Annotated in this window: 15 protein-coding genes and 1 pseudogene; 7 read left to right on the forward strand and 9 right to left on the reverse strand. The window is 63.2% G+C overall.

Features of this window, described 5'->3' with window-relative positions:
* Positions 1-594, forward strand: a 594-nt coding sequence (locus tag H6B31_RS14970) for an MFS transporter (protein WP_204899235.1), incomplete at its 5' end; no start/stop codon positions are given.
* A 30-nt stretch (positions 595-624) separates the two neighbouring features.
* Here the strand turns inward: H6B31_RS14970 and H6B31_RS14975 are convergent.
* The 5 genes from H6B31_RS14975 to H6B31_RS14995 form a co-directional block, all read right to left on the reverse strand.
* Complete coding sequence (locus H6B31_RS14975) at positions 625-1,389, reverse strand: TrmH family RNA methyltransferase (RefSeq protein WP_204899236.1); 765 nt, start codon at positions 1,387-1,389, stop codon at positions 625-627.
* Between the two features lie 85 nt (positions 1,390-1,474).
* Entirely contained in the window at positions 1,475-2,983 is a 1,509-nt protein-coding gene (lysS, locus tag H6B31_RS14980) for a lysine--tRNA ligase (protein WP_204899237.1), read from the reverse strand.
* Between the two features lie 62 nt (positions 2,984-3,045).
* Positions 3,046-3,522 carry a transcription elongation factor GreA gene (gene greA, locus H6B31_RS14985; protein ID WP_087288299.1) on the reverse strand — a complete coding sequence of 159 codons (477 nt, stop codon included), beginning with the start codon at positions 3,520-3,522 and terminating at the stop codon, positions 3,046-3,048.
* Positions 3,523-3,652: 130 nt separating this feature from the next.
* Positions 3,653-4,333 carry a hypothetical protein gene (locus tag H6B31_RS14990; RefSeq protein ID WP_204899238.1) on the reverse strand — a complete coding sequence of 227 codons (681 nt, stop codon included), beginning with the start codon at positions 4,331-4,333 and terminating at the stop codon, positions 3,653-3,655.
* A 134-nt stretch (positions 4,334-4,467) separates the two neighbouring features.
* Positions 4,468-5,133: a hypothetical protein gene (locus H6B31_RS14995; protein WP_204899239.1), complete on the reverse strand. Its 666-nt coding sequence runs from the start codon at positions 5,131-5,133 to the stop codon at positions 4,468-4,470.
* A gap of 175 nt (positions 5,134-5,308) precedes the next feature.
* On the opposite strand from H6B31_RS14995, the gene H6B31_RS15000 reads away from it, so the two are divergent.
* Positions 5,309-6,169 carry a hypothetical protein gene (locus H6B31_RS15000; RefSeq protein ID WP_204899240.1) on the forward strand — a complete coding sequence of 287 codons (861 nt, stop codon included), beginning with the start codon at positions 5,309-5,311 and terminating at the stop codon, positions 6,167-6,169.
* A gap of 151 nt (positions 6,170-6,320) precedes the next feature.
* On the opposite strand, the gene H6B31_RS15005 is transcribed toward H6B31_RS15000, so the two are convergent.
* Positions 6,321-7,274 (reverse strand): P1 family peptidase, encoded by a 954-nt coding sequence (locus tag H6B31_RS15005; protein ID WP_204899241.1) that lies wholly within the window; start codon positions 7,272-7,274, stop codon positions 6,321-6,323.
* Positions 7,275-7,463: 189 nt separating this feature from the next.
* Here H6B31_RS15005 and H6B31_RS15010 point away from each other — a divergent pair, with 189 nt between their 5' ends.
* Together H6B31_RS15010 and H6B31_RS15015 are read left to right on the forward strand one after the other, a co-directional pair.
* Positions 7,464-7,676: a 4Fe-4S dicluster domain-containing protein gene (locus H6B31_RS15010; RefSeq protein ID WP_204899242.1), complete on the forward strand. Its 213-nt coding sequence runs from the start codon at positions 7,464-7,466 to the stop codon at positions 7,674-7,676.
* Positions 7,673-8,251 (forward strand): 4Fe-4S binding protein, encoded by a 579-nt coding sequence (locus H6B31_RS15015; RefSeq protein WP_204899243.1) that lies wholly within the window; start codon positions 7,673-7,675, stop codon positions 8,249-8,251. The genes H6B31_RS15010 and H6B31_RS15015 overlap by 4 nt, the downstream gene beginning before the upstream one ends.
* Positions 8,252-8,267: 16 nt before the next feature.
* Here H6B31_RS15015 and H6B31_RS15020 read toward each other — a convergent pair whose 3' ends face one another.
* Positions 8,268-8,924 (reverse strand): Crp/Fnr family transcriptional regulator, encoded by a 657-nt coding sequence (locus tag H6B31_RS15020; protein WP_204899244.1) that lies wholly within the window; start codon positions 8,922-8,924, stop codon positions 8,268-8,270.
* A 153-nt stretch (positions 8,925-9,077) separates the two neighbouring features.
* Between H6B31_RS15020 and trxA the strand changes: the two genes are divergently transcribed.
* The 3 genes from trxA to H6B31_RS15035 all read left to right on the forward strand — a co-directional run bounded on the left by trxA (position 9,078) and on the right by H6B31_RS15035 (position 10,842).
* Positions 9,078-9,401, forward strand: a complete 324-nt coding sequence (gene trxA, locus H6B31_RS15025) for a thioredoxin (RefSeq protein ID WP_204899245.1) — start codon at positions 9,078-9,080, stop codon at positions 9,399-9,401.
* 13 nt (positions 9,402-9,414) lie between these two features.
* Positions 9,415-10,344, forward strand: coding sequence for a thioredoxin-disulfide reductase (trxB, locus tag H6B31_RS15030; RefSeq protein WP_204899246.1), 930 nt, complete (start codon positions 9,415-9,417; stop codon positions 10,342-10,344).
* Between the two features lie 147 nt (positions 10,345-10,491).
* Complete coding sequence (locus H6B31_RS15035) at positions 10,492-10,842, forward strand: DUF2200 domain-containing protein (protein WP_204899247.1); 351 nt, start codon at positions 10,492-10,494, stop codon at positions 10,840-10,842.
* Between the two features lie 64 nt (positions 10,843-10,906).
* On the opposite strand, the gene H6B31_RS15040 is transcribed toward H6B31_RS15035, so the two are convergent.
* Together H6B31_RS15040 and H6B31_RS17355 are read right to left on the reverse strand one after the other, a co-directional pair.
* Complete coding sequence (locus H6B31_RS15040; protein ID WP_243419087.1) at positions 10,907-11,263, reverse strand: arsenate reductase/protein-tyrosine-phosphatase family protein; 357 nt, start codon at positions 11,261-11,263, stop codon at positions 10,907-10,909.
* A gap of 126 nt (positions 11,264-11,389) precedes the next feature.
* Positions 11,390-11,617 (reverse strand): annotated as a pseudogene (locus H6B31_RS17355) (DUF5714 domain-containing protein); the annotation flags it as partial.
* Positions 11,618-11,619 lie beyond the last annotated feature (2 nt).

The following is an 11,619-nucleotide window of genomic DNA, read 5'->3' on the forward strand; positions in this document are numbered from 1 at the left end:
CCGCCCCGACTCTCCCGCCCTCTCTGGTGGGTAGTGGTTGCATCCGCCTTTCTCACCGGCGGCCCCTGCGGTCCGGGCTTCTCCCACCTGAGCGTTCTCTATACCTCTGAGAACTATGACAGCGGAACTGTGGCTCTCCTCATGTCCCTGTTTGGGCTGGTTCTCATGCTCTCCAAGGTACTCTATGGCAGCCTCAGCGACACCCTTGGCAGCCGCTGGGCCAACTGGTCGGTCTACGCCGTCTTTCTCACCGGCTTCTCCCTGTGCTGCCTGGCTCCCAGCGGAAGTATCCCGCTGGCCTTCGCGGCCTTCGTTTTCACCGCCCTGGGGATGCCCCTGTCCTCGGTGTCTCTGTCGGTGTGGGCGGGGGATCTGAGCGCCGGACCGGACTACGACCGGCTGGTCAAATGGCTGTCCTCCGCCTACATGCTGGGCTCCCTGCTCACGGGACCAATGCCGGGGATGTTGGCCGACCGGTTCGGCAGCTATGTTCCCGCCTATCTGCTGTTTCTGGCGTCCCTGGTTTGCTCCATGGCCCTGATCCAGGGGGTGTACTACAAGCTGGGTGTTGGGAAACGCCCCTCAAAATCCTGATTCTCCAAGCGGGCCCGAGGGCCCGCTTTTTTATGGGTTCCGGGCCATCTCCCACAGGACAATGGCGGCGGCCGCCGCCGCGTTCAGGGATTCGCACCGCTCCCGCATGGGGATCTTGATGGTCTGGCCGCTGCGGGCCAGGAGCTCCGGGGAGACGCCGCTCCCCTCGCTGCCGATGATTACCGCCGCCCGGTCCAGGCGCGCCTGTTCCAGGGAGACCGTGTCCTCACGCAGGGCGGTGGCAGACAGGGGAATGCCGGAGCGCTCCAGCAGGGCGCACAGGCCGCCGGCGTCCGTCTCATACACCGGCAGGCGGAAGCAGGCTCCCATGGAGGAGCGCACCACCTTGGGGCTGTACGGGTCGGCGCAGTTCCCCACCAGGATCAGGCCGTCCGCCCCCAGGGCGTCGGCGGTGCGCCAGATGGTCCCCACGTTGCCCGGGTCCTGGACGCCGTCCAGCACCAGATACCGGTCCCCGGCCAGTGTCTCCGGGGGCCTCGTCTCCGGAAGGCGGGCCAAAAACAGGGCCCCCTGGGGGGTCTTCATGGGGGAGATGGTCTCCATCACGTCCCTGGGCACCTGGACCGCCCGCACCTCCGGGGGCAGGTTGGGGAGCTCCACCCCCTCCGACACCACCACGGTGGTGAGGGGGACGTGCCACTTCAGGGCCTCCTCCAACAGTTTCCTTCCGTCCCCCAGGTACTCCCCCGCCGCCCGGCGGTCCCGGCCGCTTCCGGCGGCCAGCTTCCGAATCTGGGTGAGCAGGTGGTTTTTCCGGCTGGTGATCCGCTCCATTGGGTCGCTCCTTCTATCTATTCTCCAGGGATGCGCAGAAAGGCATACCAATGGGAAACTTTCCCATTGGTATGCCATATTTGCGTCAATCCAACGGTTTCATGGTGGGGAACAAAATGACCTCCCGGATGCTGTCCGAGTTGGTCAGCATCATCACGCACCGGTCGATGCCGATGCCCAGGCCGCCCGTGGGGGGCAGGCCGTACTCCAGAGCGGTGATGAAGTCCTCGTCCATCATGCCGGCCTCGTCGTCGCCCTTGTCCCGCAGCTCCACCTGCTTTTGGAAACGCTGGCGCTGGTCGATGGGGTCGTTGAGCTCGGAGAAGGCGTTGCCCATCTCGCTGCGGCAGATGAACAGCTCGAAGCGCTCGGTGAGACGGGGGTCCTTGGGGGACCGCTTGGCCAGGGGGGACACGTCCACCGGGTGCATGGTGATGAAGGTGGGCTGCACCAGCTTCTCCTCCACCCGCTGGTCAAAGACCTCGTACAGGGCGTTGCCCCAGGTGGGGTCGGCGGTCTCAGGCAGCTCCACGCCGATGGACTTGGCGGCGGCCACCGCCTCCTCGTCGCTGGTGATGGCCATGAAGTCCAGGCCGGTGTACTGCTTCACCGCCTCGTGCATGGGCAGGCGGGGCCAGCCGGGGGTCAGGTCGATCTGCTCCCCCTGCCACTCCAGCTGATAGGTGCCCAGCAGCTTCTGGGCGGCGGAGGTCAGCAGGTCCTCAAACAGGTCCATCATGTCGTTGAAGTCGGCGTAGGCCTCGTACAGCTCCACGGTGGTGAACTCCGGGTTGTGCTTGGGGTCCATGCCCTCGTTGCGGAAGATGCGGCCGATCTCATACACCCGGTCCATGCCGCCCACGATGAGCCGCTTCAGAGGCAGCTCGGTGGCGATGCGCAGGTACATGTCGATGTCCAGGGTGTTGTGGTGGGTGATGAAGGGCCGGGCGGTGGCGCCGCCGGAGATGGTGTTCAGAACGGGGGTCTCCACCTCCATGTAGCCCCGGCCGTCCAGGAAGTCACGCACGTGCTTGACAAACTGGGAGCGGAGCACGAAGGTGCGCTTCACCTCCGGGTTGACGATCAGGTCCACGTACCGCTGGCGGTAGCGCAGCTCGGTGTTGGTCAGGCCGTGGAACTTCTCGGGCAGGGGCAGCAGGGACTTGCTCAGCAGGGTGACGGTCTCCACCCGCACGGACATCTCGCCCCGCTGGGTGCGGAAGACCACGCCCTTCACGCCCACGATGTCGCCGATGTCGAACTTCTTGAAGCGGTTGTACTCCGCCTCGTCCATCTCATCCTTCCGGGCGTAGAGCTGGATGCGGCCCGACTTGTCCTGCAGGTCGCAGAAGGACACCTTGCCCATGCCCCGCTTGGACATGAGACGGCCGGCGATGGACACCTCAGAGCCCTCCAGGGCGTCAAAATTCGCCTTGATGTTGGCGCTGTCGTTGTTAACTTCATACTTGGTGATCTGGAAGGGATCGTTTCCGCTCTCCTGGAGCTCGCGGAGCTTGTCCCGGCGGACCTTGGTCAGCTGAGACAGGTTCTCCTCCTGGGGGGCGGCGCTGTTCTTCTTCTCGTTTTCGGCCAAAGAGACCACTCCTATCTTCTGTTTCCGGCGCTGGGCCGGTCTGGCTCAAATTGGGGGGCGGCTCAGCGCTCCACCTTTAAAATCTTGTACTCCACGGGGCCGGCGGGGGCGTCCACCACCACGTCGTCCCCGGCGTTTTTGCCCAGCAGGGCCCGGCCGAAGGGGGAGTCCTCGGAGATGACGCCGTTCATGGGGTCAGCCTCCTGGGAGCCCACAATCTTATAGGTCTCCTCCTCATTGAACTCCTTGTCCAGCACGGTGACGGTGGAGCCCAGGCGGATGGAGGAGCCGCCGTCGTCCTCATTCTCCTCAATGACCACATAGTTGGACAGGATGTTCTCCACCTCCGCGATGCGGGAGTAGAGCTTGCCCTGCTCGGTCTTGGCCTCGTCGTACTCGCTGTTCTCGCTCAGGTCGCCGAAGGAGCGGGCCTCTTTGATCAGCTCCGCCACTTCCTTCTCCCGGACCGTCTTCAGATAGGTCAGCTCGTCCTGAAGCTCCTTGAGCCGCTCCGGGGTCAATTTGAATTCTTTCGCCATAAAGCCTCGCACACCTTTCCAAAGGGAAACCGGAAGTCTCTGCTCCCGGCCCCTTTTCAATATACCTTATAATATAAAAACAAATATACTGACGCAGTGTGTGTTATTATAGTAACTTTCTGTCCCCCTGTCAAGTAAATTCTAGGCCGAGAGCCTCCAGCCGCCCCGTCTCCCACAGGGCGGCCAGCAGAGGCAGGTCCTCCCGGTCCCCCTCCGCCAGGGCCGCCGCCCGGGGACACACCCCCGCCAGCCGGGGCGCCCCCCCATACAGGGACAGCTCCCGCCCCCCGCCGCCGGGGGCGGTCTCATCAAACCGGACGGCCGCCGTAATCCCCTCCCCGTCCGGGCGCACCGGCATGCCGTACTCCCGGCGCAGCCAGGCGGAGAGCTCCTCTCCCCCCTGCCGGGCCGAGACGGCCAGCTCCCGCACCCGGGGGCAGAGAAACTCCGCCGCCCGCACCATGTCCCGGTCCACCCGCCGCCCCCGGAGAGCCACCGTCCCCCTTTGGGGTGCGACTCCCTCCCGTCTCAGGGCCGCCAGAGCCAGCTCCCCGGCGTAAAAGCGGAGAAAGGGCAGCGGGTCCACCCGCCGCAGGCCCCGGGCCTCCAGCAGTTCCCAGTGGGGAAACTCCGGCGGGGCCAGCACCCGCACAATCCCCTGCCGCCCCAGCCGCCGGGCGGCGGCGCGGACCCGCCCCCTCTCCCGCCAGCCGCCGGGCCGGAGGGGCACCTCCAGCAGAGGCAGGCCGTACCGCTCTATCCGCCGGGGGCGGCCCGCCCCGCCGGAATCGTATGTGATGGCTCCCAGCAATCTCCATCCCCCCTGCAAGGAGGATATGCGCGCCCTGGGGACCACATTCCTGCGGGCAGAGGCCGGAACGCGGACCGCCAACCGCAGAAAACCGGGCGCAGCCTGTTCCGCCGCGCCCGGTCTCCTATTTTCTCTTACCACATATTCTCTGTCAGTGCGGTGGCCGCCCGGCCCAGATAACCGAGATACCAGAAGTCCGCCACAACAGATACCGCCAGAGCAGCCAGGGAAATCGTCAGAGCCAATGCAGCTCCCGTCGCAACCTCAATGGGAATCAGAGCGACCACCACCGAGCATACCGTGGAGATCAAATTCAGAATCCACACCGTTCTGCCCCACTGGATCACGTCATCCCGGCTGATCTCCTCCATCAGGCGGTTGGTGGCCGTCAGAACCAGCCAGAGGACCACCAGATTCAGCACCGTAGTGGCCAGATCCAAAATGGAGGCAATCAGGGAGCCCTCTCCTGCCAGGCTGGAGATCAGATTCAGCACGAAGCTCACCAGCCAGCACTGAAAGGCCGTCCGGTACTCCGGCTGAATGTTCCGCAGGCCATACAGGCCCACCAGATAGATGATCATGCCCACAGTCATCGCCAGAGTACTGAGCAGCGTCATGACCAGCGTAAATTCCAGCCCGCCTCCCACATACATGGTAAGGGGGTTGGTCATGGCGCTCATCAGCATGATCACCACCACAACGACCATAAAAATGACAGATATCATGATCACCAGATTGCCCTGCCACATCTGCCGCAGCTTCTGGGCGGCCAGTTTCCTCTGTTCCATTTGTTCAAACATGCCTTTTGCGCCTCCTCTCTTTTTGTCAACTTCACCATAGCGTATCTCAGCCGCTTTGTCAATGCGAGCCGCTCTATTTTTCAGAAATTTTTAAGAGTTTTTAACAGACACACAGTTCCGGACCGGCGTTTCGTTTGAAAAACCGTCTTGTCTCCCCCGCGGCCCCCATGGTATCATGGAGAAAAACCACCCCATCCGCTCTTCTGCCGGAGAGCGGGACGGCGGGCCGCTTTTGAAAGGCGGGATGACCATGCAGGGAAAAATCTTAAAAATCTGGCTTTCGCCGGACAGTGCAAAAAAGAGCCGGTATGGCTGGCGCACTCTGGGCGGGATTCTGGGGATCGCGGCGCTGGCGGTGCTGCTCATCTGCGTTGGGGCGGTGTGGCTGACCGCCTCGGGCGTCCCGGTGGAGCTGCTCTCGCTGGTTCTGTGTCTGGGGATCTCCGCCCTGACCGTCTTTCTGGCCCTGAGGCTGGGGCGGCGCTCGGTCCAAGACGCCACCGTCTTTTTCTGGATGGAGGGGGACCGGCTCTTTGCTGTGGACGCCCGCTCCCTGGTCTATCACGGCCGGGACATTCTCTCCCACGCCGCCGCCATGATGGAGGTACAGCAGTTTCTCCAGAAGCTGGCGGAAAATCCCTATCTGCCCGCCGGGGCGGACGAGATTCGGAGGGTGGAGCGGATTCGAGAGAACCGCTCCCACTACGCCCTGGTCTGTCAGGTGCGCCACCCCAACCGGCGGATGGTCCGGCGCACCTACTTCCTGGTCAAGGGGCTGGAAGACCAGGAGCTGCTTCTCCGCCAGCTGGAGCGCCGGAAGAGCTGGGAAAACGACCTGGATGCCGCAGAAAACCGGAACCCCTTTTTCATTCTGCTCAGCGCCCTGGCCTGCGGCGGTTTTGTCCTCCTGTGCGTGCTGAGCCATCCGGCCGTGGCCCGGCTGCCCCAGGACATCTATTTTCCCTGTCTGGGGCTGGCCTTCGCCGCCCTGTGTGTTCTGGTCTATTTCGCAATCCGCCAGAGCCGGGGAGAATAAAACCGCCGCCTAATCTCTCCCCCCTCCCCACCGGCAGACACGACAAAACGCGCCGCAGAGCCAGTATCGCTCCGCAGCGCGTTTTGCTTTTCAATGACCCGTCCCAGAGAGAACTTCTGAGCACAGGGCGCAGGTCTGCTCCCCGGTTCCCTCAGAGCACCCCGCAGCCGGGCAGCCCGCAGGCCGGCTGCGCCGCCCGGACCGCGCGGACAATGGCCCGCTCCATGGCCCAGGCAGCCATGGAGCCGACCACATTCACATCGCCCGCCTGGCCGCCGGTGCTGAGGGCATAGATGCTGTCTCCATCCGCGTTGGTATGGACCGGGCGGATGGCCCGGGCGTAACTGTTGTGGGTCATGCCCGCCACTTTGGTGAGCTGGGTCTTGTTCAGCTTGGCGTTCGTAACGATGATGCCCAGCGTTGTGTTGCCGGTAAAGAGATTCTCGGCAATGGTCACATCTTGGAACATCTCCTCCAGGGTATTGGAGAGCCCGGTTCCCTCCGCGTTCCGCAGGCCGGCAATCTGAACCGCTCCGTCATAGACGTCCCCCAAGGCGTTCACCGCCACCAGAGCCCCCACCTTCAAATGGCCCGTCTGGACGGCATAGGTGCCAAAGCCGGATTTCATCGCCCGCTCCATCCCACGGTACTTCCCCACCGAGCAGCCCGTTCCAGCTCCCACGTTTCCTTCTGCGGGCGGCTCGCTGCTGGCATTTTCGCAGGCCTGATAGGCCATAGCCGCATCTGGGCGGACATCCGCCCGCCCAACTCCCAGATCAAACAGGCAGGACTGGCAGACCAGAGGGACCTTGGTCACACCCACGTCAAAGCCGATCCCCCGCTCCTCCAGATAGCGCTGGACACCGCCGGCGGCGTCCAGTCCGAAGGCGCTGCCGCCGGAGAGCAGCACCGCGTTGATAGCATCTGCCTGGGCCACGGGAGACAGGAACTGGGACTCCCGGGAGGCGGGTCCTCCGCCCCGGACATCCAGCCCGGCGGGGCTCATCTGATCGCACAGGAGCACCGTGCAGCCGGTGGCGGCCTCCCAGTTCTGGGCATGGCCCACACGAAATCCCCCCACTTCCATAATTCCGATCTCTCTCATTTGACGTCCCTCCTTGGCGTTTTTTACGTTCTGTTCAGTATGACGGATCTGTCTTGCAGGAATTCTCATTTTGTCCCGGCTCCGCATCAAAGTACGGAAGGCGTCGGAAGCCGGTCTGTGTGATTTTATCACGGTGACCCCCATAGGCTTTGTGGTAGGATACGGGCACCAAACTCTGGGAGGCATCGTATGACTTCAGTCAAAAAGAAGCGGCGCAGAGCCGTGGTGGAGCAGGCGGCCTGTGTGGCCTGCGGCTGCTGTGTAAGGGTCTGTCCCCTGCGGGCCATTGAGATCGTCCGGGGCGTCACGGCCCGGGTCGATGAAACAAAGTGCGTGGGCTGCGGCAAATGCGCCAGGGAATGCCCCGCCAGCGTCATCCAGATCCAGGAGGTGGAGGTATGAAGAAGCGCTGGTACGACTATCTCTGGATCGTGTCCCTTGTGTACCTCATCCTTGGGTTCTTCAACATCCTGTTCGCCTGGCTGGGCCTGCTGTGCTTCTTCATCCCCCTGATCATCTCGGTGGTCAGCGGCACCAAGGGCTACTGCAATCGCTACTGCGGCCGGGGCCAGCTCTTTGGGCTTCTGGGGGGCCGCTTCGGCCTGTCCCGGAAAAAGGACATCCCGGGCTGGATGAAAAGCAGAGCCTTCCGGTACGGCTTTCTGGCCTTTTTCATGGCCATGTTTCTTCTGATGCTGTGGAACACCTATCTGGTGTTCGCCGGAGCTCAGGACCTCCGGCAGGCGGTCACTCTGCTGTGGACCTTCCGGCTGCCCTGGCACTGGGCCTACCATGGCACCCTGTTCCACCCCGGCGCGGCCCAGTTTGCCTTCGGCTTTTACGGCGTCATGCTCACCTCTACCGTTCTGGGGCTGATCACCATGGTGCTGTTCAAGCCCCGCAGCTGGTGTGTCTACTGCCCCATGGGCACCATGACCCAGCTCATCTGCAGGGCGAAGGCGGGAAAGCAGCCCTAAGTCCATAGGGGCGGGGTCAGTCCCTCAGCGCCTCCAGCTTCTCCCGGTCCAGGATGGCCACCATGCCCCGGGACAGCTTCACCATACCCTCATTCTGGAAGTAGCGCAGCATCCGGGTGATCACCTCCCGGTGGGAGCCCAGGTGGTTGGCAATGGTCTCGTGGGTGATTTTCAGCTCATCCGTCCCCTCAATGGCCGCCTCCTCCAGCAAGAAGGATGCCAGCCGTTTGTCCAGGCTCTTCCACATGATCTGCTCCATCAGCCACATGACCTCGGAGAATCGGCTGGCCATCAGCTCATTGGTGTAGTTGGCCACAGGGGCGGACTCCTCCATAAGGCGCTGATAGACCTCCGGGGGGATGATCCAGAGCTGGGAGTCCTTCTCCGCCTCAATGGTCACCTCAAACTGGATGGAGCGCATCATGCATGAGGCGGAAAAGAGGCACATATCCCGGTCAAACAGGCGGTAGAGGGTGATCTCCCGCCCCTCGTCCGAGAGGATATAGGCCCGGAGCTGACCCGATTTCACCAGAAGCAGCCCGGTGCAGTCCATGTCCCCGTTGTGCAGAACCGTCCCCTTGGGTGCGCTGCGGAGCGCCACGCTGTGTTGAAGCCGGCCCTGCTGGTCTTGGTTCAGTTGATCCCAGATGGGAAAATAATCCGGAAAGTTCATCCCGCATCCCTCCTCACTGTATATTTAGTATAGGGAAGCGGAGGGACACTGTCAACCGCTGGGCCAGGCTCTCCCTCTGTGTGATTTCATCACAGAAAAAGGGCGGCCTTTGGGGTATACTATGGCCAGACAAACAGAAAGGAGCTGACCAACATGGCGGCTGTCAATATCAACAAGGAACAATTCCAGCAGATGATCCAGGGAGACAAACCCGTCCTGGTGGACTTCTGGGCCCCCTGGTGCGGCTACTGCCGCCGGATCGGACCGGCCTACGAGAAGGTCGCGGAGGAGTACGGCGACCGCCTTGAGGTGGTCAAGATTAACATTGACGAGGAGGGGCAGCTGGCCGAGGAGGCCCAGGTGGAGGTGATCCCCACCCTGATCCTGTACCGGGACGGGAAGGCGGTGGACTCCATCGTGAACCCCGGGTCCAAGGCGGCCATCGACCAGTTTATTCAGGCGGCTCTGTTCAAGTAAGGAGGCGTTACCCATGGGCGAACCCCATATTTTTGATATGATCGTGGTGGGCGGAGGGCCCGGCGGCTATACGGCGGCCCTCTACGCCGCCCGGGCCGGACTGGACACCCTGGTGCTGGAGAAGCTCTCCGCCGGCGGGCAGATGGCCCTGACCGAGGAGGTCGACAACTACCCCGGCTTTGAGAAGGGGATCGACGGCTTCACCCTGGGCGAGAAGATGCAGCAGCAGGCGGAGCGCTTCGGCGCACGGACAGAGTACGCCCAGGTGGAACGCATGAACCTCGCCCCGTCCCCCAAAGTTCTGGAGACCAGCGAGGGGACATTTCTCGCCAAAACCGTGGTGCTGGCCACAGGGGCCAATCCCAGAACGCTGGGTCTTCCAGACGAAGCCGCCCTCACCGGCCGGGGCGTGGCCTACTGCGCCGCCTGTGACGGCATGCGGTACAAAGGCAAGACAGTGGTCGTGGTGGGGGGCGGCAACTCCGCCGCTGCCGACGCCCTGATCCTGAGCCGTATTGCCCAAAAGGTCATCCTGGTCCACCGCCGGGACAGTCTGCGGGCCACCAAGGTCTACCACCGTCCGCTGATGGAGGCGGCAAACCTGGAGTTTCGCTGGAACAGCGTGGTCACCGAGCTGCTCCACGGCGACAAGCTCACCGGCGTAAAGCTGAAGGATGTAAACACCGGTGCGGAGACGGTGCTTCCCTGTGACGGCGTGTTCATCAGCGTGGGCCGAAAACCCGCCACCGAGCTGGTACAGGGCCAGCTGGAGCTGGACCGGAGCGGCTATGTTGTGGCGGATGAGACCACCAAGACCAGTCTCCCCGGGGTCTATGCGGTGGGCGACGTGCGGACGAAGCCCCTGCGCCAGGTGGTGACGGCGGTGTCCGACGGGGCCACGGCGGTCCATATGGCGGAGGAGTACCTGGCGGGTGGCCGCTGATCCAACTTCATACCGGTGGAATACGGCCGCAGGCGTCATGCCTGCGGCCGCTTCTCCGATTGCCAGACGAGGGCTCCTGTGGTATGATGAGTTCATCCCAGCACCTATATTTTCAGAACAATGATCACGGGAGAGGAGACAGATACCATGCCCCGCACCGATGTGACACAGATGGCCTTTGCCAAGCTCTACCCCCTGCTGGTGAACAAGGCGGAGAAAAAGGGACGCACCCGGGCGGAGGTGGACCAGGTGACCGCCTGGCTCACCGGATACACCCCGGAGGACATCGCCCGGCTGGAGCAGTCCGACACCACCTATGGAGCGTTCTTCCAAAAGGCCCCGGCCATGAACCCTGACCGCACCCTCATCACCGGCAAGGTGTGCGGCGTCCGGGTGGAGGAGATCCAGGACCCGCTGATGCGGGACATCCGGTACCTGGACAAGCTGGTGGACGAGCTGGCCAAGGGCAAGTCCATGGAGCAGATCCTGCGCAAATGACAACTGCCCGGAGTTTCTGACAATTCAGAAACTCCGGGCGGTCGTTGTCTCAAAGAAATGCCCGCTAACCCAGCTCTCCCGCCTGGATGCGGCGTTTCAGGTCCAGCACCTTTTCTTCGATCTTCGCCATCGTGGCCAGAAAGGCCCCGTCGTCCTTGCCGCTGGGGTCGTCCAGCCCCCAGTCCTCCCGGTGGGAGCAGGGCAAGGTTGGACACTGGACGTTGCAGCCCATGGTAACCACAATGTCCACGGGCGGAAGCTCCGAGAGCAGTTTGCTGTACTGCCCCTCCTCCATGTCGACGCCGTAGACCTGTTTCATCAGGCGCACCGCGTCCTGGTTGATCTGGGGCTTGGTCTCGGTGCCGGCGGAACAGCTCTCAAACACATCGCCGGCCAGCTTCCGCCCCAGGGCCTCCGCCATCTGGCTGCGGCAGGAGTTGTGGACGCAGACAAAGGCCACCCTGGGCTTGGCCCGGCTGGCCGCCGAGAAGGGGCAGCGGCCGCCGATGCACTGGTTGTTCTGAGCGCTGTAGGAGCAAAGGGGGACGGTCCGCTCCATCTCCACTCCCAGGTACTCCCGAACAAAGTCCACCGCGGCCAGGATGGCCAAAAAGGAGTCCCGCTTACAGCACCGGGGCCCACCCACTTTGCCGATGCTGTCCAGGGCCCGGGCGGTCATCTGATTGCTCAGCCCCCAGGGCTCCACCGCCAGAGGGGTGGACTTTGTGGCGATGGCCAGAAACTGCCCCGCGCTGATCCTGTCTCTTATACACATCT

The sequence above is a fragment of the Pseudoflavonifractor capillosus genome, assembly GCF_016899775.1.
GTDB lineage: Bacteria > Bacillota > Clostridia > Oscillospirales > Oscillospiraceae > Lawsonibacter.